General features: G+C 27.1%; 24 protein-coding genes and 1 tRNA gene. All 25 read right to left on the reverse strand.

All coding sequences use genetic code 11. The annotated features are described in order from the left end of the window. Nucleotides 1-6 precede the first annotated feature (6 nt). The 25 genes from cps2T to P8F83_RS13990 all read right to left on the reverse strand — a co-directional run bounded on the left by cps2T (nucleotide 7) and on the right by P8F83_RS13990 (nucleotide 26262). Nucleotides 7-1155: a beta 1-4 rhamnosyltransferase Cps2T gene (gene cps2T, locus P8F83_RS13870; RefSeq protein WP_326511620.1), complete on the reverse strand. Its 1149-nt coding sequence runs from the start codon at nucleotides 1153-1155 to the stop codon at nucleotides 7-9. Beyond that, nucleotides 1152-2288 carry a glycosyltransferase family 4 protein gene (locus P8F83_RS13875; RefSeq protein ID WP_326511621.1) on the reverse strand — a complete coding sequence of 379 codons (1137 nt, stop codon included), beginning with the start codon at nucleotides 2286-2288 and terminating at the stop codon, nucleotides 1152-1154. The genes cps2T and P8F83_RS13875 overlap by 4 nt, the downstream gene beginning before the upstream one ends. Before the next feature lie 148 nt (nucleotides 2289-2436). Beyond that, complete coding sequence (locus P8F83_RS13880; RefSeq protein ID WP_326511622.1) at nucleotides 2437-3090, reverse strand: sugar transferase; 654 nt, start codon at nucleotides 3088-3090, stop codon at nucleotides 2437-2439. A gap of 598 nt (nucleotides 3091-3688) precedes the next feature. Then, nucleotides 3689-5089, reverse strand: a complete 1401-nt coding sequence (locus tag P8F83_RS13885; RefSeq protein WP_326511623.1) for an oligosaccharide flippase family protein — start codon at nucleotides 5087-5089, stop codon at nucleotides 3689-3691. Further along, on the reverse strand, nucleotides 5086-6204 hold the full coding sequence (locus P8F83_RS13890) for a glycosyltransferase family 4 protein (protein WP_326511624.1): 1119 nt from the start codon (nucleotides 6202-6204) through the stop codon (nucleotides 5086-5088). The genes P8F83_RS13885 and P8F83_RS13890 overlap by 4 nt, the downstream gene beginning before the upstream one ends. A gap of 980 nt (nucleotides 6205-7184) precedes the next feature. Further along, nucleotides 7185-8234 (reverse strand): dTDP-glucose 4,6-dehydratase, encoded by a 1050-nt coding sequence (gene rfbB / locus P8F83_RS13895; protein WP_326511625.1) that lies wholly within the window; start codon nucleotides 8232-8234, stop codon nucleotides 7185-7187. A gap of 18 nt (nucleotides 8235-8252) precedes the next feature. Continuing rightward, complete coding sequence (locus P8F83_RS13900; RefSeq protein ID WP_326511626.1) at nucleotides 8253-9359, reverse strand: alginate O-acetyltransferase AlgX-related protein; 1107 nt, start codon at nucleotides 9357-9359, stop codon at nucleotides 8253-8255. Nucleotides 9360-9369: 10 nt separating this feature from the next. After that, nucleotides 9370-10623 carry an MBOAT family O-acyltransferase gene (locus tag P8F83_RS13905; protein ID WP_326514848.1) on the reverse strand — a complete coding sequence of 418 codons (1254 nt, stop codon included), beginning with the start codon at nucleotides 10621-10623 and terminating at the stop codon, nucleotides 9370-9372. Between the two features lie 158 nt (nucleotides 10624-10781). Then, nucleotides 10782-11357: a dTDP-4-dehydrorhamnose 3,5-epimerase gene (gene rfbC / locus P8F83_RS13910; RefSeq protein WP_326511627.1), complete on the reverse strand. Its 576-nt coding sequence runs from the start codon at nucleotides 11355-11357 to the stop codon at nucleotides 10782-10784. Between the two features lie 9 nt (nucleotides 11358-11366). Beyond that, nucleotides 11367-12260, reverse strand: coding sequence for a glucose-1-phosphate thymidylyltransferase RfbA (gene rfbA, locus P8F83_RS13915; RefSeq protein ID WP_326511628.1), 894 nt, complete (start codon nucleotides 12258-12260; stop codon nucleotides 11367-11369). A gap of 20 nt (nucleotides 12261-12280) precedes the next feature. Continuing rightward, a complete protein-coding gene (locus P8F83_RS13920) occupies nucleotides 12281-13168 on the reverse strand; it encodes a glycosyltransferase family 2 protein (protein ID WP_326511629.1) in 888 nt (295 codons plus the stop codon). Between the two features lie 34 nt (nucleotides 13169-13202). Further along, nucleotides 13203-14405 carry a glycosyltransferase family 4 protein gene (locus P8F83_RS13925; RefSeq protein WP_326511630.1) on the reverse strand — a complete coding sequence of 401 codons (1203 nt, stop codon included), beginning with the start codon at nucleotides 14403-14405 and terminating at the stop codon, nucleotides 13203-13205. Between the two features lie 57 nt (nucleotides 14406-14462). Continuing rightward, nucleotides 14463-15482, reverse strand: coding sequence for an O-antigen ligase family protein (locus P8F83_RS13930; RefSeq protein ID WP_326511631.1), 1020 nt, complete (start codon nucleotides 15480-15482; stop codon nucleotides 14463-14465). Between the two features lie 298 nt (nucleotides 15483-15780). Continuing rightward, nucleotides 15781-16890, reverse strand: a complete 1110-nt coding sequence (locus P8F83_RS13935; RefSeq protein WP_326511632.1) for a glycosyltransferase family 4 protein — start codon at nucleotides 16888-16890, stop codon at nucleotides 15781-15783. After that, the gene (locus P8F83_RS13940) at nucleotides 16891-18003 is read right to left on the reverse strand and encodes a glycosyltransferase (RefSeq protein WP_326511633.1); all 1113 of its coding nucleotides are present in this window, start codon (nucleotides 18001-18003) and stop codon (nucleotides 16891-16893) included. Further along, nucleotides 18003-18941: a GDP-mannose 4,6-dehydratase gene (locus P8F83_RS13945; RefSeq protein ID WP_326511634.1), complete on the reverse strand. Its 939-nt coding sequence runs from the start codon at nucleotides 18939-18941 to the stop codon at nucleotides 18003-18005. The genes P8F83_RS13940 and P8F83_RS13945 overlap by 1 nt, the downstream gene beginning before the upstream one ends. Nucleotides 18942-18974: 33 nt before the next feature. Then, nucleotides 18975-20012: a GDP-mannose 4,6-dehydratase gene (gene gmd, locus P8F83_RS13950; RefSeq protein WP_326511635.1), complete on the reverse strand. Its 1038-nt coding sequence runs from the start codon at nucleotides 20010-20012 to the stop codon at nucleotides 18975-18977. Between the two features lie 6 nt (nucleotides 20013-20018). Next, the gene (locus tag P8F83_RS13955; protein ID WP_326511636.1) at nucleotides 20019-21086 is read right to left on the reverse strand and encodes a mannose-1-phosphate guanylyltransferase; all 1068 of its coding nucleotides are present in this window, start codon (nucleotides 21084-21086) and stop codon (nucleotides 20019-20021) included. Nucleotides 21087-21109: 23 nt separating this feature from the next. Then, nucleotides 21110-21724 carry a sugar transferase gene (locus P8F83_RS13960; RefSeq protein ID WP_326514849.1) on the reverse strand — a complete coding sequence of 205 codons (615 nt, stop codon included), beginning with the start codon at nucleotides 21722-21724 and terminating at the stop codon, nucleotides 21110-21112. A 249-nt stretch (nucleotides 21725-21973) separates the two neighbouring features. After that, on the reverse strand, nucleotides 21974-22852 hold the full coding sequence (gene rfbD / locus P8F83_RS13965) for a dTDP-4-dehydrorhamnose reductase (RefSeq protein ID WP_326511637.1): 879 nt from the start codon (nucleotides 22850-22852) through the stop codon (nucleotides 21974-21976). A gap of 179 nt (nucleotides 22853-23031) precedes the next feature. Beyond that, nucleotides 23032-23107, reverse strand: a tRNA-Trp gene (locus P8F83_RS13970). Nucleotides 23108-23179: 72 nt separating this feature from the next. After that, nucleotides 23180-24391, reverse strand: a complete 1212-nt coding sequence (locus P8F83_RS13975) for an EAL and HDOD domain-containing protein (protein ID WP_326511638.1) — start codon at nucleotides 24389-24391, stop codon at nucleotides 23180-23182. A gap of 115 nt (nucleotides 24392-24506) precedes the next feature. Next, nucleotides 24507-24677: a small, acid-soluble spore protein, alpha/beta type gene (locus tag P8F83_RS13980; protein ID WP_021800523.1), complete on the reverse strand. Its 171-nt coding sequence runs from the start codon at nucleotides 24675-24677 to the stop codon at nucleotides 24507-24509. A 291-nt stretch (nucleotides 24678-24968) separates the two neighbouring features. After that, entirely contained in the window at nucleotides 24969-25721 is a 753-nt protein-coding gene (chbG, locus tag P8F83_RS13985) for a chitin disaccharide deacetylase (RefSeq protein WP_326511639.1), read from the reverse strand. Nucleotides 25722-25755: 34 nt separating this feature from the next. Further along, nucleotides 25756-26262: a DUF3284 domain-containing protein gene (locus P8F83_RS13990; RefSeq protein ID WP_326511640.1), complete on the reverse strand. Its 507-nt coding sequence runs from the start codon at nucleotides 26260-26262 to the stop codon at nucleotides 25756-25758. Nucleotides 26263-26320 lie beyond the last annotated feature (58 nt).

Below are 26320 nucleotides of genomic sequence, written 5' to 3' on the forward strand. Positions count from 1 at the left end.
AACAATTTATATATTTTTAAATAAGTCTTCATATGATTTAACTATTGTTATCCATGAATAATATTTAGTAATTCTATTTTTTGCTTTACTCTCAAGCTCATCTATTTCTTCATTACTAAAGTTATCTACCAAATCAATTGTTTTACTAAGTGAACCTTCTTCTTTAGTAAAATATATTGCTCCATCCTCAGCTACTTCTTTGTTAAATCCAACTCCTAACAAAATATTTATTTTAGTTGAACTTAATGCTTCCAATAGAGATGGGTTTGTCCCTCCAACTTCATGGCCATGGATATAACCATAGGCATTTTCTCTAATTATTTTTAATAGTTCTTGTTCATATACTGTACCTACAAATTTTATTCTTTTATCATTATCTATAGTTTTTAATTTATTATAAAATTTATTATTTTCAAGATTAGTTATTATAACTAAATCTTTTTTACTTTTAGATCTTATAAATTCTTTAATAATTAATTCGTAATTATTTTCAGGTACAAATCTTCCGACAATTAAATAGTATTCATTTTGTTTTATACCTTTATCAGTATACCAATTTTTAACCAAGTCATTCTCATATGTTAGCATAGATGGTTCTAAATCTGCCCCATATGATATATATTTTGTTTTAGGATTATATTGTTTATAATCTTCTTTTATATATGCTTCTATATTTTTAGAATCACATATCAAAATGTCAGCATCTTTTACCATTAGCTTCTCTGAAATTTTCCAATATAATCTAATAGCCTTATTCCATTTTGCTCTTTTCCACTCATGACCATCAGGATTAACAAATACAGTAATACCTAATCTATTCAGTTTTCTTTTGAACCCCCACATAAAAGGCCCTATCCGACAAGCTAAAATGTAGATAATTGCATTTTCAATTCTATTATCTTCTATATATCTAATTGTATAACTTAAAGCTTTAACATCATATGCTATAGCTTTTGCTGCACCAATATTAGGCACTTTAATATTAAAGCACCTTGCTTTATTAAATTCAAACTCACTATTAACGTCTGCTAAGCATGAAACGTGATATTTTATTTCATCACTTTTTCTTTTCTCGGTTAATTTATGTACAAATGTCTCAAATCCGCCATAATTAGCTGGAATTCCCTTACTTCCTATTATAAATATGTGTTTCATATTTTTCCTCCAACCTCTTCATATATAGCTGCTACACTCTTTGCTATCTTATCCCATGAAAATTTATCTTCAATATAATCATAGCCTTTTTGTCCCATTTCACTTAAATCATATTGACCATTAAACAATTCTAAAATTGAACTACTTAATTCCTCAGAATTTTTAGTTTCAAATAATTTTCCAGAAATATTATCTAAAACAACTTCTCTAAAAGATGGGATATCTGATGCAACAACTGGTTTCCTATGAGCATAGGCTAGTTGAATTACGCCACTTTGATATACATTTAAATAAGGTAATGCGTTTAAATCACATGCTGAATAGTAATAACTTATATCATTGTCTGGTATATATTTTATATCACATCTTACTACATTAGTAAGTTTATTATCATCAATTATTTTTCTATATTTATCAAATTTATCTTCCCAAACCTTTCCTGCTATAACAAGAATTATATCATCTCTTATTTTATTTATTTTTACCATAGCATTCAATAAATAATCTAATCCTTTTACTTTTTTAATTTGACCAAAGAAAAGAATTATTTTCTTATCTTGAGGAAGGTTCAAATAATCTCTTGCCTCTTTTTTATTAATTTGCTTTGCATAATTCACAAAATTTCCATGAGGTATGTATACAACTTTATTATCTAACCCATCAAATAATTTTATTATTTTCTCTTTATTAATTTGAGCTTGAACAATTATTTTATTAGCTAATTCATAAATTTTCTTATGATACTTATAGTCATAAAATTTTTGATTAAAAGGTAATATATCATGCACAGTAACTACTATTTTTACGCCTTTTGAATTAAGTTTTTTTAGATATAACCAATCTATAGGAGATAAAATGAACCATTGAACATGTATTAAATCAATATCTTCTTTTTCACATTTCTTTACTATATATCTCCAAGTTTTTATATAATTAATTGCCTTTTTAATTTTACTTAAACTTTTATCTGTAGTATTAAACTTCATTTCGACACCACAGTTAACTTCTTTAAAGTCTTTTTTTTCATCTGACACTAATTGAATATTTACATCATATTTATATAAGTTATTTATTAAATTAACTGTATATTTATAATTAACACTCAATATTTGATCTACTATTAAACTTTTCATCGCTAACCCTCAACCTATCTCATTCTTATGTAAAATAATTTTTGAAATTTCTTAAAACTTAAAATTCATCATTAAATACTTTACGATTACTTGGATTAAAATTAATTACCACTACAGAAAGTACACTGAAATCTCCTGTTTTGTATCATTAACTAGCATTCTTATCTCCAAACAAAATAAAAAATGTTTTTAAAATAAGTTTTATATCTATACATATAGATCTATCCTGTACATATTTTATATCTAACTTCATCCATTCTTCAAAGTCTATATTATTCCTTCCGCTTATTTGCCAATAGCAAGTTAACCCTGGTTTTATTTCTAACCTTTTCATCATCCATACTTCAAATTTTTCTACTTCTTCTGGCAAGCTTGGCCTAGGTCCAACTAGGCTCATCTCACCTTTAAGCACATTAAAAAGCTGTGGTAGTTCATCAATGCTTGTTTTTCGAATAAATTTACCTATCTTAGTGACCCTTGGATCATCTTTTATTTTGAACATAGGTCCTGACATTTCATTTTGTTTTAGAATTTTTTTCTTTAAATCTTCAGCATTAACTACCATACTTCTAAATTTATACATTTTAAATAACTTGCCATCTTTACCTATTCTATTCTGAGAGAAAATAACTGAGCCTTTAGAATCTATTTTTATTAATATAGCTACTATAAAAAATATTGGACTTAATAAAATTAATCCAACCAAAGAACCCAAAATATCTATTAATCTCTTAACAACAGTATAAAAGTCATATTTTTTTTCTCTATACAGTATATTTCCCCTTGAATCCTCGAATTGCATAATTCCTCCTCCATACACCAAAATTTTATTATTTTATATAATATAACAAATTCTACTAAAGAATACCTTACTTCAACACGAAAATATATATTTAGCAATCATTTAATAATTATATATTTTTTATCTTATTTATTCAATGGTACACACTATATTATATTAAAGTTTAATATAACAATTTTCGACTTTAACTGTAATTTTTTTCATTTATTTAGTGTAAGATAAGATAGCCTTTTTTCTATCATGTCTACATTTAACATTTTGTCTATAACACTTTAATTATTGGTTTCACTAGTGGAAATCATTGACTATTCTATTTTTTATTATTTTTTATAATAAAACTTGCTTTTTTATAAAGTATCTTTCAATACAAAACCTTTCACAGTTATTGAACATTTATAGGAATTAGATTTATTTATATATTTCTTTTAGACTTAATTATCTAATTTCCTATCACTTAGTATCATCTAAATTAATAGATATTAGGCTATAATCTTATTAATAGATGATGAGATTATGTACTTAATTTTTTAAGTTTATACTTTCGCAAAATAAAATAACCCATATAAAATGAGCCATTTCACCTATTAGAAATAAATTTCTATCTTTTTTTTATTATATTAAACATCTCTTTAATATCTTCTTTATGCTTAATTATTATATAAATTCCAATGAAAAATAAGTAAACTATTAATCCTAATAACCAATTTAAGAAAATAGCACAAATTAAAAAAACAATTACAACATATATATCTAATAATTGACTTTTTAATATATGAATGTCTAACTTTTTCTTAAAATAATAGTCAGAGTAAGCAACCCATAGTATAAATGCGACTAAAGTTGCAATAGAAATAGTAATTACATCTTTATATATAATAATCCCAATGACATTGGTTACAATTGATAATACTAGTGCAATAATATTATTTTTAGTATAGTCTTTAGTTTCTTTCAAAACTTTGTAAAAATTTGATATCAATATAGATATTTGAGCACTGTAAAGTACTGTTGGAACTAAAAATAATAATATGCCAAATGAATCAGTGTATTTAGGGAGAAACTTTATTACTATGACTTTTATTAAAAAATATGATGCCATAGTTATAGCCATTAATATTGTGATTAAAATTCTACTCCTCTCATAAACATTATTAAAATTTTCTTTTTTTGCTCGTGCTAAGTATGGGTATACAACCATAGTGATCGAACCTAAAAGTATGCTAAATAATGAAATAAGCGTGTAAGCAAAAGAATACATTGCAAAATCATTTATTGCAAAGAACTTATCCACAAAAAATCTATCTATTCCTAGAACTAATTGTGTCATTAGATTTCCTATCATTACAAAAAAACCACTTTTTATTAAATACTCATACTCTTTAAAATTTGCAAGAATACTATCTGAATGTCCAAACACAATTTCTTTATTGAAGTACAAATATATAAGCAATATAATTAAATTCACAATTGTTTGCATTATTATAAATTCATTATATCCTTTTATATTGAAGAAAATAAATAAAACACACCCTACAACATAAAAAAGCTTAGTAAATACCATATTTATAGAGTATAATTTAAATCTCTTTGTAAACTGATGTATAAATGCAAACATAGTTGTTAAATTTAAGATTACTATATTAGCTACTACATAATAAAAAACAATACTTCTGTTATATTCTTTTGAAAAAATAAATATCCCAATCGCCATAATTACACTTTCAACTAATTGGAATAAGAACATGAATCTAACATATCCCCTGAATTTTTCTTTAGGTAGTTCTCCATAATCATAGGAACCATATTTCAGATAAATCCCATCTAAAAAACCTAAGTGCAATATACCAACATATCCAGCGTAAAATCCAAACAACTTAATATAAGCATAATTATCTACATCTAAAAATCCAGGAATCAAAAATCCTGTAATAAACCCCATCAAAAAATTAAGTATATTGGCTCCAAATGTATATATAAAGTCCCTTATTTTCTTATTCATTTCATCTCCTTGTAAATATCTCTAATTAATTCATTAATTTTATTAGAAATAATATCCCAGCTAAAATTTTCATAAGCATGTTCTATTATTTTCATGAAGAGATTTTCTAACATTTTTTCATCATTACATGCATTCTGTATATATTCTTCTAACTTAAGTTTATCATTTGACTTAAATATTTTCCCAAACTGTCCATTATTAGTTATGTCATTAGCAGCGAGAACATCTGTAGTTAGTATATAACAACCATTTTTGATTGCCTCAACTAACACTAACCCAAAACTTTCATACAATGAAGTTAAGCAAAATATTTTTGCTTCTCTATAATATTCGTCAAGAACTTCTCTATCTGCTACATGTCCTACTAGGATAACTTTTTCTTTAAATTCTGGCTCTTTATCTACATAATTTTGTAGATATTTTTTAAATGAACCAGTATATTCTCCTACAAATTTCACTTTCCAATTGGGTAATTTCTTATATATTTTGAAGAAAGATTCGATTAGCATTTCATTGTTTTTTTCTGGAGCTCCTATTCTACCTACGCTTAATATTATATTCTTCTTATTTCTAAATTCACTAATATTTGAAATCCTTGATGGAATAAATCCATTAGGAATGTATTCTACATTGACCTCCCAATTTTGCCTTAACCAATTATGAAGAATCTTAGTCTCTACAGTAATTAGATCAACTTTTTTCAACACTCTAAGATTAAACTTATCAAAAAGAGATTTAAATTCTATATTTTTTATATCATCATTCGTATCTAACTTTAAAAAAACTTTACCTTGTTTATTTATTTTTTTATATATCCATATCCATATTAAATGTCCTCTTGTAAGATGATATACTTGAAGAACATCTATATTTCGGGAATTCATTAATAAATATATAGCAGAATCAATAGTCTTTTGTTTGAAAATTCTTTTAATGAAATCAATTTTAAGCCCTTTTACATCTTTATCTAAATAATCATATTTATCATTATTATAACAAACGACTTTACTGTTATATCCATAATTTTTATACATTATATATGGAATATAGCCTACATCTTTTACTAAATGAAAGTTCTTCGCTTGAGGAAAAATTGTTACCCATGTCTTTCCCATATTATTACCTCTTTATTTTTTTATTTACTGTTATGTAAAATTGCAATTACTCTTTACATCCATCAACTCTAGTCAACAAATCTTTTTTATTATATTTATTATTATTAACTTAACTCTATATTCCAATATTTTAACCAAGGTCATTAATCTAGCTTCTAAATAAGAAATATTCATTTTCAAATATTTAACATAACTCTCTAAGAATACTCTTTTAGAAAAATCCGACATAGATTGCGTGCTCTGTCCTTCTAAATGAATGATTTTAACTTCTGAAAAAGAAAACTTTTCAACCCCAATTTATTTATATGATAAGCATAATCTGTTTCATCATAATACAGAAAATAGCTTTCATCCATATATCCTATTAATTCAACAATTCTTCTATCAAACACAAAAGCTGGTCCACATGCTCCTAAATTGTTTAATATTATATATTATTATTGAAAAGGAATCATTGAACTATAGTATCCGTATTAAGTAAAGCTATATATTTACCTTTACTTATTCTAATTCCTTTATTATTACCAACATTAAACTCATCATTTATAGATAATATAACTTTTATATTTTTGTATTTACACTGTATTCTGTAATAACCCCAAATGTTTTATCATTGGACGAATTGTCTACTACTATTATTTCATAGCTTATTCATTTTGTTTTATTAATAATAGAATCCAAACAAATCTTTATATCTCTTTCAAAATTATTAGTAACTATTATTATAGATAAGTAATACAAAAAAATCTACATTCCTTTATTAATTAATATTGAGTCAGTATCTTTTTATTATAAATAAAACTGAGTTCACACACTAGTTTTTCCTTTATAGTCATACTTTTTAACATTAAATTAGGATACTCTAACAAATTTTAAATTATAATTCATCAATCTTAAGAATAAAAAGTAAATGTATGTAATCTTCTTTAGCACACATTTACTTTTTATTTACATACTAAGAATATAGTTGCTTAATTTTTCTATTCATACATCTTTTCATAATACTTCTGATAGTCTCCAGATGTTACATGTTCCATCCATTCTTTATTCTCTAAATACCACTGTATAGTTTTTACTATTCCTACTTCAAATATTGTTTCTGGATACCATCCTAAGTCATTCTTAATTTTTGTTGGGTCAATACCATATCTTCTATCATGGCCTTTTCTATCTTCTACATATTTAATTAAATCTTCTGTTATAGTTTTATCAACATTTTCATGTAAGTAAGCTAGTACTGTTTTAACTATTTGTATGTTTGTTCTTTCATTATGTCCACCTACATTATACACTTGGCCTGTTTTACCTTCTCTAACTACCATATCAATTGCTTTACAATGATCTTCAACATATAACCAATCTCTTATATTCAGTCCATCTCCATACACTGGTAAATCCTTATGATTTAAACAGTTGTTTATTAATAGCGGTATTAATTTTTCTGGGAAATGGTATGGCCCATAGTTATTAGAACATCTAGTTATAGTTACTGGCATCTTGTAAGTATCTGAATACGCCTGAACCATAAAATCTGCTCCAGCTTTACTTGAGGAGTATGGACTATGAGGGTCTAATGGTGTTGTTTCCATAAAGTATCCAATTTCTCCTAGTGATCCATATACTTCGTCTGTAGATACTTGGTGGTATCTAACCCCTTCTTTCCAGCCATCTTTTGTTTCCCATGCATTTTTAGCACAGTTAAGTAAGTTAACAGTTCCTAATACATTCGTTTGAACAAAAATTTCTGGCTCCTTAATACTTCTATCCACATGTGATTCTGCTGCAAAGTTAACTACATAATCAATATCATATTTCTCAAATAAAGATGTAACTAGTTCTTTATCGCATATATCCCCTTGAACGAATATATGCTTTTTATTTCCTTCCAATGATTTTAAATTTTCTAAATTTCCTGCATAAGTTAATTTATCTAAATTTATTATTTTAACATCGTTATATTTATTAAGCATATATATAACAAAGTTCGATCCTATAAATCCAGCTCCCCCAGTTACTAAATAAGTTTTCATTTTTTTATCTCCCTTCATTTAATTATCATTTAATAAATTATCTATATATCTCTCTAAGATAGAGTAAATAAAAACATCAGGTTTTTCTCGTTCTATTAGACTATAATCAAAATTATACTCCCATTTATAAGTTATCCTACTAAAACTATTAGATAAGAATGGTTTCATTGCAATTGTGAATGAATCCCGTTGCATAACACACTTAGGCAGATCCGAGTTTTCTATCTCTGTTATAAGTTCCTTATTGTTTGAAGTTTCAACCTCTTTATATGAGTATTGTTCTTTCGGTTTAAATTCATAGTCCAAATCATTAAAATATCCGTTTAGTGCCAACATATTTTGAAGATCACCAGTTTTTATATTAACAGAATTAATATAAAAATCATCTTCACTTAGCATAGGTGTATTCTCATATACTTTATTAACTGCTTTTATCAACTTCTTATAACCAACAAATCCCCCCATATTATTCCAATGTGTATCTGTAAGATAGTACAATGTCTTTTCTGACTTTAATCTCATTAAGTCATCCCTTACATCAATAACCTCTAAATCTGTATTTTTTGATAAGTAATCCATTAATTGATCTAACTTAGAATAACTTGAAACTTTTAAAATTTTATCAGGATAATATTCATTATAAATAGTCTCTTTATTGGGTGGTATCATCAATATCATCTTACAATTAAAATTATCTAAATATGCCTTATGCTTTAATAAGTTGTTTTTGATTTTTAAAAGTTCTTCTTCACTATACAACTTCGAATTTCTATAAAACTCTAATGATTTTTCTCCAGAATAAAATAGCCAATTATCTTTTCCTACCAGTACCTTGTCTTCATTTGGACTACTTTTGAATAACTTAATATTTATGAAAGAATTAATCCCCGATAATTCTTCTCTAAATAATACATTATCATTAACCCAATTTTCTGTATCTCTCCCTAAGTCACTATTAAAACTCTTATCTTTCATAATTTTAGGTTTTTCACTTTTTCTTCTATTTTCACTCTCTAAGTTACCTCCAGATTTTTTTAATCCTGTTAGAGGTATTAGCATAAGTATAAATATAACTATTATATATATCACCTTAATAACTGAGCTACGCTTTACATCTCTATTCATGACTTTCTCCTTAGAACCTAAAATATATAAATGACTGTGTTGTTGATGTTATAATTAGCATTATACTAATAAATAATATTAGCACTGTATAAATATTAATTAAAACCCTACCTTTAATCAGTTTATCAAATCTATTCAACAAATTATTTATATTCGGATTACTTCCTATTACTGCAATAATAATTATAAATATTATTTTGTTATTAATATATAAATCCGAATAATATACAGTACTCATTCCCTGCCCAAATCCAAACATAGCTTTAAGATAATATAAAGCGTATTCAAAAGAGTTGCTTCTAAAAAACACCCATCCCACCATAACTACTAAAATCGTATATATTCTATTCAGTATTTTTATTCTTGCTATTTTCATATTTGTTATTTTCTCAAAAACTATGAAAAATCCATGAAATAGTCCCCAAAAAATAAAATTCCAGCTTGCTCCATGCCATATTCCAGTACATATAAATACTATCAGTAGATTAATATAATTTCTAATTTTTGCAACTCTGTTTCCACCTAATGGTATGTATAAATAATCCTTAAACCATGTTGATAATGAAATATGCCATCTTCTCCAGAACTCTGTAATACTTTTAGATATATAAGGATAATCAAAGTTTTCTTTAAAACTAAATCCAAACAACCTTGCTAAACCAATAGCCATATCTGAATATCCAGAAAAATCAAAATATATTTGTAGCGTATAGCATATGATACCAAGCCAGGATACCGAAAATGTTAAATCTTGCTGATTAATAGCAAATATCCTATCTGCTACACCTCCTAAGGTATTAGCAATTATTACTTTCTTTCCTAATCCAATTATGAATCTTCTTAATGATAAATATATACTATCAACAGTTATTTTTCTTTTATCTAATTGATCTTCAATATCTGAATATCTAATTATAGGTCCAGCAATTAATCTAGGAAAAAATAGTATATAAAGAGCAAATTTCAGTATATTTTTTTGAACCTTTGCTTTTCCTTTGTAAACATCAACAATATAAGAAATGGCTTGAAATGTAAAATATGAAATTCCAATCGGCATAACAATTTTCAGTAAATCTAGCTTATTATAACCAACTAAAGAGAATACTCTATTTATATTTTCTATAAAAAAGTTAGTATATTTAAATACAAAAAGTGATAATAAGTTTATAATTACACCTAATATTAGTATTGCTTTTGAAGTTCTTATATTATTTTTATATTTGTCAAGCAATAACCCAACTATATAATTAAGTAAAATAGCCATCAATATCACATATATTAATTTTGCATCTCCCCATAAGTAAAATATAATGCTAAATGTTAGCAATATTGTGTTATTTAGTTTTTTGGGTATTAAAATGTATAACAAAAAAAGAACTGGAAAAAATATAAAAAGAAAAACTGTTGAGTTAAAAATCATATTTATTTCTCCTCTTTATATTCAAATGGTAAATTTAATTCCTTTAGCCTTTTTTGTTGTTTATCTTTTTCTGATAATAGAAGTTCTTCTATTCCTTGTAACGGCCACTTTATAGCTACTTCTGAATCATTCCATAAAAGTCCTGAATCATACTCAGGTGCATAAAAATCTGTACACTTATAATTAAATATAGCTTCATCAGAAACCACTAAAAATCCATGTGCAAAGCCTTCTGGTACGTAGAATTGTTTTTTATTTTCTTCTGTTAAAAGAACTCCTTCCCATTGCCCAAATGTAGGTGAACCTTTTCTTAAATCTACAGCTACATCATATACTTCTCCTCTAGTTGCTCTTACAAGCTTTCCTTGGGTATGTTTTGTTTGAAAATGCATACCTCTTAGTACTCCCTTTTTAGACTTAGACTCATTATCTTGAACGAATTCCATAGTCAATCCAGCTTCAAAGAAATCATTCTTATTATAGCTTTCCATAAAATATCCTCTGTTGTCTCCAAACACTTTTGGTTCTATTATATATAAATCTTTTATTTTAGTTTTAATAAATTTAAAATTCCCCATAATCTTCTCCTATTTATTAGAAATATTTTCTTCTTCACACTCTTCAGCTATATCCTCTAAATATTTTCCATATCCAGTCTTTAATAATGGTTTTGCAAGCTCTAATAATTTTTCTTTAGATATCCAGCCTTTTCTATAAGCTATTTCCTCTAAACATGCTATATAAGTTCCTTGAGTATTTTGTACTGCCTCTACAAAGTTTGAAGCTTGTAGCATAGATGAATGAGTTCCAGTATCAAGCCAAGCCATGCCTCTACCTAATAATTCTACCTTTAAAGTAGCTTCTTCTAAATATAATCTATTTAAATCTGTTATTTCTAACTCTCCCCTATCTGAAGGTTTTAAGTTTTTAGCTTTTTCAACTACTGAATTATCATAGAAATATAATCCTGGTATAGCATATTTCGATTTTGGATGTTCTGGTTTTTCTTCTAATGATAGAACATTCCCCTCTGGATCAAACTCTACTACTCCAAAGGCTTTTGGGTTTTGAACATAATATCCAAATACTATTGCGCCTTTTTCTAATATAGATGCATTATGTAAGCTTTTACTAAAACTTTGTCCATAGAATATGTTATCGCCTAAAATCATAGCTACATTATCATTACCTATAAATTCTTCTCCTATAATGAATGCTTCTGCAAGTCCATTCGGAGCAAGCTGCACTTTATATTCTATATTTAAACCTAAATCTGATCCATCTCCAAATAGTTCTTTAAAGTTAGGTAAATCTCTTTCAGTTGATATAATTAATACCTCTCTAATTCCAGCTAACATTAAAACTGACATTGGGTAATAAATCATAGGCTTATCATATATTGGTACCATTTGTTTTGACATTGCTTTTGTTACAGGATATAATCTTGTTCCGGATCCCCCCGCTAATATAATTCCTTTCATAATATAAACCCTCCCAAATTTTAATTATATTTTTTCTTTATAACTTTCCATTCACTTAATCCCCACAAAATAGCTTTAACTCGTTCATCATCTTTTTGTAATTTATACATAAATATTTTCTTAAAAAATGCCAAGTATCTATAAACTTTTGAAAATATTAAATTAGGTGATTTATTTTTATATTTGTTCATAAAAACTTGTATATTTCGTGTCATCCACATTAATGTAAATGGGGAGTCCTCGCCTCCGCTAGATGCACTTACCTTATGATAAATCTTTGCTTTAGGATTGTATATTAGTTTATATCCTGAATCTATAACCTTTGTACAATAATCACAATCTTCAAAATACATGAAATACTCATCTGGTATTAATCCAACATTTTTAAATACATCATTTTTTATAAGCATATTACATCCAGTAATAAATGTAACTTGTCTATCAGAGTCAAATTGACCTCTATCTATTTCTTTTATCCCAAAATGTTCAGAAGTAAATTTAAGCCAATTAACTCTTCCACCAGCATACCAAATTCTATCTGGATCATCATAGTATATTATTTTACTTCCTACAATACCTGCATTTTCATATTTATCAAATGTCGAAACCATCTGCTCTAAAAAGTCTGGCTCAACTTCTGTATCATTGTTTAATAATAATACATACTCTGCACTATCATCTAAAGCCTTTTTTATTCCAATATTATTTCCACCACTCCAACCTTCATTTTTATCTGCACAAATAATATCTATATTTTTTATTGCATTTTTTATTTGTGTCACAGAATCATCATGTGAAGAATTATCAACTACTAAAATCTTTTTATTTTGATATGTTGTTTTATTCAAACTATTTATGCAATCAATAGTATACTTTGGATTTTTATAATTTACTAAAATTATATACACTAACGGGCTCATTGACTAATCACCCCTTTTTAATTTAGCAATTCTTTAATTCTTCTATATAAGAATTAAGTTCCATTCCGATTCGCTCCCAATCATATTTATCTTTTATCAAATTATAACCCTCTTGTTTTATGTTGTTCATTTTATTCTCTAACAATAATTGAATGTTGTTTATAAATTCCATATCAGTGTTAGCAATTAATATATTTTTATTATCTTCTACAAGAATCCCCTCACACCCAACACTAGTTGAAACAACTGGTGCTTTAAATGACATAGCCTCTAGTATTTTTAGTCTCGTTCCACTCCCCATCTTTAATGGAACCACTGTACCTATACAGTTTTTATAATATCCATATATATCTTCTACAAAACCAAGGTATTTTACATCTGGACCATTAATAATGTCTTTCTCATCATATTTGCCTATAACAACTAAATTAAGCTCTTTATATTTTTCTTTAACCTTTGGCCATATATCTTTAATAAACCAAGATATTCCTTCGTAATTAGGTCTATACCATAAAGATCCAACAAATAACAAAAAATCACCATATTCATTTTCTATACTCTTTAAATAATTATCTGCTATACTTATATCAAATCCATTATAAACCACCTTAGATTTTTTCTTATCAAGTTTATATAATTCAATATATCTATCTCTATCCCTTTCAGATACAGTAAATATTAAATCTGCATCATTAGCATATTTATTTTCTATTTTTTTTATCTTTAGATATTCAATTAATGAGTATAGTTTCACACTAACACTACTACTTTCTTTCATCATTCTATAAATTATTTCGTGCTCTACATTTTGAAGATCTACAATTAACTTAGTTTTTTGTCTATCAACTAATGGGTTACTATATATATATTGATACATCCACAAGGATTCAGAAAAAATCACGTCATAGTTTTCAATTTTTAAAATTCTATCTATAGTGTTTTGATATTCTTCAGAATAATTCAAGAATAGTTTATCTGATCTATTTTTTAATATATTCAATATTCTTTCTTTAGATGATTTCTTTGGAGTATAGATAACTTCAATTTTTTTAGTGTATTGTGATAGATGATCTATTTCATTTTTCTCTGGTATGGACTCATTGATACAATAAAAATCTATATCTTTATATTTGTTCGACATTTGCTTTAATATATTATATGTTCTCAGTCTTCCTCCACTAATGGCCGGGAAAGGAAAAACATCTGCCAAAAAAAGAATTTTCATTTGCAATCTCCTAATCTAAAATAAAATATATATTATATTTTTAATAATTTATATCATTTATTCTACTGTATCAATTAAATAAATATAGTTTAAAAAACTCATAAACAAGATTATGAAAAATTGATAATATAACAAATCATTAAAATTACATATTGCTAGAGCTGCCATCATATATCCTAATGTATATCTTCCTATTTTGCTATTATATTTTGAAATATTTTTAAAAACTTTTTTAATATATATTCCAAATGTAATACATAGAAGTATTGTTCCCAAAACACCAAAACAAATAAATGTATTGAAAATAGAAGAATCCAATGCAGTTAACTGTAGGTTTAGATCTACTTTTATATAATTATAACCAATCCCCATTAATATCTTATATATAGAACTTGACATAAATGACGTTGGATCTTCAGGATTTGAACCTGTTAAATGTTCTGCCCCCATTTGCATAGCATCAAATCTATGTAATGCTGAAGGATCATTTTGCATATTAACAAATCTTCCTGTAAGTCTTCCTAGTACCTCACTATTAAATATTAATATTATTGAGATCAATAATATTAATCCTATACTAAATATAATAATTTTCTTATTAAACTTTTCTCTACCTTTAATTATATTATATAAATGAACTATGCCTATAATAAATAATCCTATAGATAATCCCAATACACCTGATCTAGAATACGAGTATATTATACAGTTAATAAAATATAAAGATAATAATAAATATAAATTTATCCCTTTATTACTTTTAAAATACAAATATAAACATAATAATATAGGAAACACTATTATACTAGATGCAAAGTTTGGATCAAAAAAACTTCCATAAAACCTACCAACGTGTGGATCTCCCCCAAAAAATATTCCATACTGTTGTAAAAAATCCCATAATTTATAAGATTCCGGAAATGCAGATAATATACCCCATCCAATTATCGAATATATTACAAATATTCCTATAATGTAATTAATTAATTTAGTGAAATTCTTTCCAAACCTTATAATAAAAATTTCTCCGATAACAAAAGTTGATACTAACTGTCCAACTAATCTTATACAATACAAAAAGGATTGTATATACTGTCCCTTATGGTAAATGATACCGATAACTGAAAATAGAATTATAACGCTTATGAATAGAAAATACACCTTTCTATTTTTTAGAAGATTTATATAATGCTTAAAATTTAATAAACCATATATTGTTATAATTAAAAATAATAATAACTCTGAAATTGAAATATTATTAGGTAATCCAGTTAATGTGATAAACCTTGGAAAATTTCCAAGTATTAAATAAATGGCAAAATATACAACAATTATGGATTGTAAACTATAATTAATTTTCTTCAAAAGGATCACTTCACTTTCTCAATAAATTTTCATATTCTAATATAGTATCCTGTGCAAGTTTTTCCCAAGTAAAGTATTTACTTCTTTTTAGTCCATATGCTTTACATTCTTCATATTTTTTATCATCTATAAATAAATCATTAATCTCTTTCGCTAAAGCTTTTTCATTTAACACTTCAAAAGTAATTCCTTTTTCCCCCACCACTTCCGGTAATGATGAGGTGTCAGAAACTATTGTAGGACATCCACAAGCCATTGCTTCTAAAGGTGGTAATCCAAATCCTTCATATAATGATGGAAAAACAAACATCTTAGCTAAAGTATAAATGCTAGGTAAGTCATTGTCTTCAATAAATCCTATAAACTTAATTTTATCATCCAGCCCAAACTTTTTTACTATTTCCATAAGTTCAGAACTTTCTTTCCCATTAAGAACAAGGCTCACCCCCTCTTTAACTAATGACATTGCTTTTATAAGAGTTTTAACATTTTTATGTGGTTTCTGGTTTCCAACATATAATATAAATGTCTCCGGTACAGAGTACTTATCCTTTATTGTATTTAATAATTTTTGATCATCTATCATCTTAAAACTCTCATCTATCCCGTTATATGTAACTACTATATTCTGGCCACTACACTTGAGCCAAGATTTAATTTCATTCTTTGAAAATTGAGATACAGTTAATATCTTTTCACTTTTAAGTGCTGAAGGCTTAACAATATAATTGTAGTAATACTTATGAAATAGTGAATAAAACTCTGGAAATCTTAAGTGATTTAAGTCATGTATAGTCATTAAAAACTTAATCTTCAAAAAAGGGCTACAAGAAAAAGAAGGAGAGTGAAATATTCCTTCTTCTTTATGCTTATTCAAAATTCTAGGTAACTCTAATTGTTCTCCTAAGGAAAGGAACTTAGATTTCATAACTATATAGTCTATATTTTCTATTCCCTTAAATATATCTTTAGCCATATTTAAATCATTTACTAACAAGGTAAATTTAATCTTATTAGTTTTAGATATATTTTTTATAAGTTCATATGTATATCTCGCTATTCCGTGTAGGTGATAATCCACCATTCTAGCATCTATATATACAGACTTTTTAGTACCCAATTATAACACCGTCCAATGTTTAGTATTTTCAAATTCAATATGCTTTTCTTCTATAAATTTCTGAATTTTCTCTTTAAAAAATACTTCATCCCATTTATATGCATGGGCTCTGATTTCATTTTTATCAAAGCTAATAGTTTCAAATTTTTTAACTGCTTCAACTAATGAGTCCATAGTTTGTTCTTTAAAGAACAAACCAGTTTTATTTTCTACAACCGTTTCCAAGGCTCCTCCTTTACCAAATGCAATTACAGGTCTTCCGCTTGCCATTGCCTCTAATGGAGTTATTCCAAAATCCTCTTCGCCTGGAAAAATGAAACCTCTACATTTAGCATAATAATCTTTTATTGCTTCATCAGGTTGTCTTCCTAAAAACTTTATATTAGATTTAGCCATTTGTTGAAGACTTTCTCTCTCTTCACCATCACCTATTATTACTAAAGGAAGTCCCAACTCATTAAATGCTTTTACCGCTAAATCTATTCTTTTATATTTAACTAATCTAGATAAAATTAAAAAATACGGTTCATCTATTTCACTTATACTAAACATATTCCATCTAACAGATGGGTGTATAACAACAGCTTCTCTTTTATAGTGTTTCCAAATTCTTCTAGCAACATTTTCAGAATTAGCAATAAAATAATCGACTCTATTAGCTGCTGCTAAATCCCAAACTCTCATGTAATTCATTAAATATTTTACTAGTTTTCGTTTTATTTTCCCCATATCTTCTACGTATTCATAGTAAAATTCCCAAGCATATCTCATAGGGGAGTTGCAATAGCATATATGCATCGTTCTAGGATTAGTTATTACACCTTTTGCACAACTAGTACTACTGCTTAATACTATATCATATTCATTTAAATCAAAACTTTCAAATGCCATAGGCATAAATGGAAAGTACTTTTGATGATTAGTTTTAGCACTTCTCATATTCTGTATAAATGAAGTTCTAACATCTATATTTTTTAATTCTTCATCTAGTTTATCTTCATTATATACTGATGTATATATTGGTGCATCAGGATAAATTTCTCTAAAATTTAATACTAATCTCTCTGATCCTGCCATTGAAGTTAACCAATCATGTACAATTGCTAGTTTCACTAATTCATCCTCCTTACATTTCTCCAATAATTAAGAACATCTATTAATGTTTCTTCAATTTCTATTTCAGGCATCCATCCAGTTTCTCTTCTAATTTTACTGTTATCACAGATAATAACGGGTGTATCTACTGGTCTAAATTTGTCTTTATCAATTACAATATTAAAATCACATACAGATTTATCTACTAAAAATTCTAACATGTATTCAAGACTATGAGCACTACCAGATCCTACATTGTAGATTTCTCCATTTTTACCTTTCTCCAATAAAAATCTATAAGCTCTAACTATATCCCTTACATCTGTGAAATCTCTTTTGGCAGTTAAATTACCAACAAAAATATCTGTTACTTTCTGTTTTTTTTCTGCTTCAACAATTTGATTGCAAAAATCTGGAATAGCAAATCCTAATGCTTGTTTAGGGCCTATATGATTAAATGCTCTAACTAATACTATATCCAAATCAAAAGTTTTTATATACATTTCAGCTATTTTTTCCTGAGTTATTTTAGATATACCATAAGGATTCAATGCATTTAATTCATTATTCTCATTTATAGGATTTTCATGTGCTATATTACCATATTGTTCACTTGATCCTATTAGTAAGATTCTAGGATTTGTTTGTAAACTTCTTATAGCTTCAAATAAATTAATTATACCTTTAACATTTATGTCGAACGTGACATCAGGCATTAACCATGACTGTTTAACCGAACTAATTGCAGCTAAATTAACTATATAATCAGGTTGTACTTCTACTAGTATTTTTTCTATCTCATACTTATTCAATAAATTCATTTCATAGTAATTATTACTATTATTACACTTTTTCTTAATATCTGCTCCAAAACAAACAATTTCACTATTTTCCAATTCCTTTATTAAATACTCTCCAACAAAACCTAATGAACCAATAACTAATGCCTTCTTCAATTAATCCCCTCCTAATCAGTTGTAGCTGCTACCTCACCTGATTCTTTTAAAAAAAAAATTATTATTTTTTAATAAATTAATGTCATTATCAACCATTCTTTTAATTAATTCTTCGAAAGATGTTTCTAGCTTCCAGCCTAACTCATTCTTTGCTTTTGTAGGATCTCCAAGCAAAAGTTCCACTTCTGCTGGTCTATAGAAATCAGAATTTATTTTAACTATTACCTCACCATTCTTATTATTAATACCAACTTCTTCAACTCCATGTCCCTTCCAAATAACTTCAATATCAACATGTTTAAAAGCTAATTCTACAAACTCTCTAACTTTATGAGTTTCTCCAGTTGCTATTACATAATCTTCAGCTCTATCTTGTTGTAACATCAGCCACATCGCCTTAACATAATCTTTTGAGTGACCCCAATCTCTTTTTGCATCAAGATTTCCAAGCTCTAAATTTTCCTGCAATCCATGTTTTATCCTAGCAACTGCATCAGTAATTTTTCTAGTTACAAATTCTCTACCACGTCTTTCAGACTCGTGATTAAACAATATGCCTGAACAAGCATACATACCATAACTTTCTCTATAATTTTTTGTTATCCAATGTCCATATAATTTTGCTACCCCGTATGGGCTTCTAGGATAAAACGGTGTTTCTTCTGATTGTGGTACTGCTTGAACTTTACCGTACATTTCACTAGTAGATGCTTGGTAAAATCTTGCATCTGGCTTAGCTATTCTTATTGCTTCTAAAATATTTAAAACGCCAATTCCATCTATATCCGCAGTAGCCACTGGTTGTTCCCACGATGTTCCTACAAAAGACTGAGCAGCTAAATTATATACTTCATCAGGTTTTGATATGTTAATAGCATTTATCAAAGAAACTATATCAATCATATCTCCATAGATAAAATTTATTTTTTCTTTTATATGTTCTACATTGCCATAGTCAACATTACTCTTTCTTCTAATTAATCCATATACCTTATATCCTTTTTCCATAAGTAATTCTGCTAAATAAGATCCATCTTGACCAGTTATTCCTGTTATTAGTGCCTTTTTCATTTATTTCTACCTCTCTAATATACTTATATTATCCAAATATTTTTTGGCCTCTTTAATGTCTTGTTCCTTACTTTTTGATGATATCATTATATACTCATCAGTCTCAACAACAATTAAATTTTTTACATTATTAAGAAGTATAGGTTTGTTTGTTACAACTATATTGTTTTTAGATTCAAATGCTATACCTTCTGTTTTAAACACATTCCCTTTTTCATCCAACTCACTATATCTTTCTATACTAGTCCAATTTCCTACATCATCCCATCCAAATTCACTTGGAATAACATATATGTTCTGAACTTTTTCCATAACTCCAAAATCTATAGATATATTATCAACTTTTTTATAGTTTTCATTTATTATGTCTTGCAAAAAATCCTCATTGATTTGCATAACTTCCTTTAATGCATCATACGTATTTGGTAATAACTCTCTAATAGAGTTAAGTATGGAATCATTATTCCAAATAAACATACCACCATTCCATAGGTATGTACCTGCATCTAAATATTCTAAAGCCTTTTCATAATTAGGCTTTTCTATAAACTTATTAACCTGATATATATCTGAATTTCTTATAGTATCAATTTTCTTATTTAGATTAATGTATCCATAGCCAGTTTCTGGTCTATTAGGTTTCATACCTAAAGTAACAATAGCTTCTTTGTCTTTTTTAGTATATTCATAAGCTGCAAGAAGTTTATTTTTGAATTCTTCCTCATTTTCCACTAAATGATCAGATGGAAGAATTGCTATAGTTGCCTCTTTATAATATCTATTTATAACCATAGCTGATAACGCTATACAAGGCGCAGTATTTCTAGCCTCTGGTTCAATAATTATATTTCTTAAAGGCAAATCTGGCAATTGTTCTCTAACATAATTTATATATCTTTCTCCAGTAGAAATAAATATTCTTTCTACTGGAACCAACCCTTCTAGTCTTTTTATGGTCATTTGAAGCATAGTATCTTCAGTTATTAATGATAAAAATTGTTTTGGTTTTTCCTCTGTTGAAAGTGGCCAAAATCTTGTACCTTTTCCCCCAGCCATTATTAACGCACATAACATAGTTAATGTCATCCCCTCTTACTTTAAATTGCCCCTTCTTTTCTTATAACAGCTATAACTGTCTTAAATAATATCTTTATATCTAATACTATAGATCTATTATCTATATAATACATATCCATTTGTACTCTTTCATCATAGGTAGTATCACTTCTGCCATTTGCTTGCCAAAATCCAGTTAAACCTGGCTTTACAGAAAAAAGTTTTTCTGCATATTTTCCGTATTTAACTACTTCCTTTTGAACTATAGGCCTAGGACCTACTACACTCATATCCCCTTTAATTATATTAATTAATTGAGGAAGTTCATCTAAGCTGGTTTTTCTCAAAAATGCTCCTATTTTAGTAACTCTTGGATCATCATCTAGTTTGAAATTTTTTTCAAACTCCACTTTTTGCTCTGGTGTAAAGTTTTTCAAAACCTCTTCTGCATTCTGAACCATACTTCTAAACTTATAGACACTTATGGTTTCTCCTTTATATCCTATTCTTTTATGTCCAAAAAACACTGGACCTTTTGAATCTAATTTAACTAAGACAATTAAAATCAAAAACAATGGAGATAAAATTATTAATAATAAAGTTGAACTAACAACATCAAATATCCTTTTAAAAAGTGAATATATTTTTAAACTCATGCTTATTTCTCCGTTGATTTTTTTAGGAATATTATAATCTAAATTTTGCATGTTACCCTCCAAAATTAAGAATTTAATTTATTTAAAGTTACTTAAATACCATTTTCTTCATAACTTTTGCAATACAATTCTATCATAATTAACTTACTAGTGTCTATTAAACTACAATTTTGTTACTAAATCTTTATATATAGAGTATAAAAAGGCAACATATTCCTCATAATATTTATAAATAGGTTACTAAATATGTTATTTTTTATTATTTAAAAATACTTTTAGCGCATCTTCCCAGTTTCTCATTTCATCTCCAATAGTGACTCTTAACATCATGTTATCTAAAGATGAATAAGATGGTCTTTTTGCTGCTCTTACATAATCATTAGAAGTAACTGGATCAACTTTACATTCTATATTAGAAAATTCAATGATTTTGCTAGCAAAATCATACCAAGAACACTCTCCAGTTCCTGTACAGTGATAAGTACCATATTCTTCTGTAACAGCAACTTTTAACATATGATGTGCTAAATCTTCTGCATTGGTTGGATTTCCTCTTTGATCATCTACAACTGTTAAATAACCTTTTTCTTTTCCTGCTTTAATTATAGTATACACAAAATTGCTACCTTCATATCCATATAGCCAAGCTGTTCTTATTATATAATATTTGTCAGCTATTTCTCTTACAAATTTTTCTCCAGCTAGTTTAGTTTTTCCATAAACACTTACAGGTATTGTTTCATCATACTCCTTAAATGGCACTGTTCCTTCTCCACTAAATACATAATCAGTAGACACATGGATCACTTTAGCATTTACTTCATTAGATATTATTGCCAAATTTCTAGGTCCTAACGCATTTATTTTAAAAGCTAAATCTTCATTGCTTTCACAGGCATCTACATTTGTATACGCCGCACAATTTATTATAATTTCTGGCTTAACAGCAGTTAAATAACTTCTTACAGCATTTATATCTGTAATATCAAGTACATCAACATCCACACCTATAATTTCAACATTTTCATATTCTTTTGGTAGCTTACCTATTTCTGATTGTCCATTTCTTAATATATTAGTAATTTGCTTTCCTAATTGTCCTTTTGCTCCAGTAATTAAAACTTTCATAAAACAAACCTCTCTTTTTTTAAATTTTACAAATCTATTTTATTAATTGACCTTCTATTTAAATATTCAACAACTTTTATAGTATCATATAGTCATTTTTCATTCAATTAAAAGTCTTTTTTGTAATAAAATTTTAAGCAATAAAAAGACTTTAATCAAAATCTGATTAAAGTCTTTTATGGCAGGGGCAGTAGGACTCGAACCCACAACCAATGGTTTTGGAGACCACTACTCTACCAATTGAGCCATACCCCTATATGTTTTTGAACATTAGTTATATTAACATAAATTTCTTACTAGCGCAAGTTTTATTACTTAAAATACTTGTTATAAATTATTTCTATGACTCCACTCTATAGATTCCATATAACTACTTCTTAATTCATCCGTGCTAATATTAAAATATTCCATAAGTTCAAATATCTTATCTATCTTTCCTTGTTCATAATTTAATATTAAAGATAATAAGAAACCATATTTATTGTTTTTTTCTCCTATTAATGCACTTTTTACTTCCTCATCAACTAAAATTTCCTCAAGTATCTCATCTATTGGTTTTTCTAAAATCACATCAACTAAAGATAACATACCTGTCAAATAAGCATTAAATGAATCATTCTTGAATCTTGTTTTCAGAAATATTAATTCACCAAATTTTGCTCTTGCTAAAGATTCAAATATTATAAAATCAGGTCTGTCATCCCCTATTGCTTTTATTGATACTAAATACAACCATTTTTTTACCTGAGTTTCTCCTGTATATGATAGGGCTTGTTTTATGGATGTAATTTTATACTTTAATCCAAATTCAGCTGAATTTACTATTCTGAGCAATTTATAAGACAAAGATATATCTTTTTTTATCAACTCTTCAACCTTTTCTAATGAAAAGTCCTTAGAGTTTAATTCCTCCATTAATCTCATATGTATAATCTTATTTTCAGGTATTTTTTTACCTGATATAACTACGGGTTTACTTAAGTAATAGCCTTGAAAATACGAATACCCATATTTTACTGCATCATTAAATTCCTTTATGGTCTCCACTTTCTCAGCTAGAAACTTTATATTTTTGTTTTTTATCTTTTTAATAACTTCTTTTCGCTCTTCCCCTTTAGTAATCCTAAAATCGACTTTAATAATATCAACAAACCCCATCAAACTCTTATATTTATCATGAAAAACAAAATCATCTAGGGCTATTGTGTATTTCATTTCCTTAAGCTTTCTACATATGTTAATTATCTCTAGGGTTGGTTCTATATCTTCTAAAATTTCAACTATAACATATTCTGGAGACAACAAATCTAAAATGTTAGATTTTAAAATATTTTCAGTGAAATTAATAAATACCTTTTTACTTTTAGCTATTTTTTCTATTCCAAAATTAAATAAAGTATTTTTTATGACTTCTATTGTTGCATTATCTCCATCTACACTATTATATTTATTTAACATTCCAGTTCTAAATAATAATTCGTAGGCTATTATTTTATTTTTTTTATCAAATATTGGTTGCCTTGCTAAAAAAATATCCATTTAAAATCCCTCTCAACATTTTCTAATTAATACTATTTTAGCCTACTCATTAATTTGTTACAATTTATTTCTATATCCAATAATTGCAAGCAAAATAAAATAGCCCTAAAGGCTATTAACTTTGTTCTGGATCTCTTTTTCTAGGCTCATTTTTGCCAAGTTTTCTTGACTCTTTTGAATAACCTATTTCGTTAGCTGTCTCCATTTTCATTTTATTTAATTCCTTTTGAGTTTTTTGACCTGCTTTTTTATTTTCTTTAGAATTTTTGTTATTTTTGTGAGCCATTTAATATCACTCCTTTTTATTTTCTAGATTTAGTATTACTTCTATTTTTCCATACTATACGGTAAATTGATTGGTACTATAGTCTTTATTTTCTTATAACAATGTTGGAATTAAAAGTTGGTGATACTATCTCTCAGTTACATTTCTAAAACTTTATTTGTGCACCAACTTTTTAATGGAACATTGATATATGCATTTTCATTTTAACTATTACAATATATATTTTCAGTACTTACCTACAAAGAAATAGACACCTCTAAAAATCTATTTTTTAGAAGTGTCTATTTTTGTTTATATTTCTTTAAAGCCTATCAGCTCAATATTATTTTCATTAATATATGTTTTAATTTTTTCTGAAGTTAAAACCCTAAATTCCTCTGCTCTATGTTTGTTATATGAGGTTGCATTTATTAAATCCTCATCTACATATGCTGGATGACACATTATTTCTAATACTTCCTCATCTTTAGCGTCTTCTAATACCTTTATTAAGTAATCTTCACTTACTCCTTCATTATAAAAATCGATACACATATCATCCGTTGTTTTTATATTATTATCTTTGAAGTAATTTAAATTTTCTATAAACGGGCATCTAACTGGAAGGTTATATTCTTTTGCTAGTTCAAATACAACATCTAGCCCCTCATTTGTAAACGCAAATGCATGATGATGTCCATCTAAATGAGTTGGCACTATTCCCATGGAAATAATCTTTTCTATCTGCGCTTTAAATTCTTTTTTAACTTCCTCATAGTTTATATTTTCAACTAAATCTATTCTTCTATGAAAATTTCCCTCTTCTGAAACTATGGATTTTATCTCTTCTCTAGGAAGTATTGGTTTACCCCAGGTTAAAGTTAGGTGAACTCCTACATTTTTTACTCCTCTAACTTTTGCCTCTTCAATAGCTTCCTTTATATATAGTCCATTTGCCATGGCAGTAGTTTCTGTTACTACCCCTTTTTCCATAGAATCTAATATACCTAATGACACACCTTTTGTTAATCCAAAATCATCGGCATTTATTATAACTTTTTTCATTTTACCCTGTCCCTTCATCATTAATTATTATCTTTTATTCTTCTTCTGATGCTATCTCTTCTCCATCATCATCTTCATTCTTTCTTCTGCCACTATTTTCTCTTCTCTCAATTAACTCTTTAGCTTCTGCTTCAAGCCCTTTTACAAAGTATTCAAATCTTCTGTTTATTCTTTTTTTAAATAAGTATTTAACTATAAAAGAATTAATAATTGCAAATATTCCTCCTGAAGCTTCTGTTTCGCTAAGAGATACTTTTGTTTTGTTTTCTTCTAATTCTTCAAACTCATATCTTGAAGTATATACTTGCCCATTAGGACTAGTACTAGTTATCTCATAAACCTTATTTCTCTCAAAATCAGTTATTTCTACAGTCATAGTTGCTGTCTTTCCAGAGTATGCTCCAACCTTTTTTTCAACCTTGGTTCCTACTGCTGTTTTTTCTTTAAAATTAGGAAAATCTCTTTTTGCAACTTTAATAAATATCCCAAATAAGTCCTTAACTGAATAATCTAGTATGACTTCGTTTTCATGCATGCTCATATAGCTTACCTCCAAAGATAATATTATAAAAGGCGGATTATCCGCCCTTTATTTTCTT

This window comes from Clostridium intestinale, from assembly GCF_035905475.1.
Taxonomy (GTDB): domain Bacteria; phylum Bacillota; class Clostridia; order Clostridiales; family Clostridiaceae; genus Clostridium_T; species Clostridium_T intestinale.

Bases quoted from the DNA above. Each gene is read 5' to 3' on its own strand.
- rfbB (WP_326511625.1), bottom strand. From the start codon at position 8,234: ATGAAAACTTATTTAGTAACTGGGGGAGCTGGATTTATAGGATCGAAC.
- gmd (WP_326511635.1), bottom strand. From the start codon at position 20,012: ATGAAAAAGGCACTAATAACAGGAATAACTGGTCAAGATGGATCTTAT.
- P8F83_RS13885 (WP_326511623.1), bottom strand. From the start codon at position 5,089: ATGAATAAGAAAATAAGGGACTTTATATATACATTTGGAGCCAATATA.
- P8F83_RS13955 (WP_326511636.1), bottom strand. From the start codon at position 21,086: ATGTTATGTGCGTTAATAATGGCTGGGGGAAAAGGTACAAGATTTTGG.
- P8F83_RS13980 (WP_021800523.1), bottom strand. From the start codon at position 24,677: ATGGCTCACAAAAATAACAAAAATTCTAAAGAAAATAAAAAAGCAGGT.
- P8F83_RS13960 (WP_326514849.1), bottom strand. From the start codon at position 21,724: ATGAGTTTAAAAATATATTCACTTTTTAAAAGGATATTTGATGTTGTT.
- P8F83_RS13880 (WP_326511622.1), bottom strand. From the start codon at position 3,090: ATGCAATTCGAGGATTCAAGGGGAAATATACTGTATAGAGAAAAAAAA.
- rfbA (WP_326511628.1), bottom strand. From the start codon at position 12,260: ATGAAAGGAATTATATTAGCGGGGGGATCCGGAACAAGATTATATCCT.
- P8F83_RS13975 (WP_326511638.1), bottom strand. From the start codon at position 24,391: ATGGATATTTTTTTAGCAAGGCAACCAATATTTGATAAAAAAAATAAA.
- P8F83_RS13900 (WP_326511626.1), bottom strand. From the start codon at position 9,359: ATGAATAGAGATGTAAAGCGTAGCTCAGTTATTAAGGTGATATATATA.
- P8F83_RS13905 (WP_326514848.1), bottom strand. From the start codon at position 10,623: ATGGCTATTTTACTTAATTATATAGTTGGGTTATTGCTTGACAAATAT.
- rfbC (WP_326511627.1), bottom strand. From the start codon at position 11,357: ATGGGGAATTTTAAATTTATTAAAACTAAAATAAAAGATTTATATATA.
- P8F83_RS13875 (WP_326511621.1), bottom strand. From the start codon at position 2,288: ATGAAAAGTTTAATAGTAGATCAAATATTGAGTGTTAATTATAAATAT.
- P8F83_RS13890 (WP_326511624.1), bottom strand. From the start codon at position 6,204: ATGGGAAAGACATGGGTAACAATTTTTCCTCAAGCGAAGAACTTTCAT.
- P8F83_RS13990 (WP_326511640.1), bottom strand. From the start codon at position 26,262: ATGAGCATGCATGAAAACGAAGTCATACTAGATTATTCAGTTAAGGAC.
- rfbD (WP_326511637.1), bottom strand. From the start codon at position 22,852: ATGAAAGTTTTAATTACTGGAGCAAAAGGACAATTAGGAAAGCAAATT.
- cps2T (WP_326511620.1), bottom strand. From the start codon at position 1,155: ATGAAACACATATTTATAATAGGAAGTAAGGGAATTCCAGCTAATTAT.
- chbG (WP_326511639.1), bottom strand. From the start codon at position 25,721: ATGAAAAAAGTTATAATAAATGCCGATGATTTTGGATTAACAAAAGGT.
- P8F83_RS13925 (WP_326511630.1), bottom strand. From the start codon at position 14,405: ATGAAAATTCTTTTTTTGGCAGATGTTTTTCCTTTCCCGGCCATTAGT.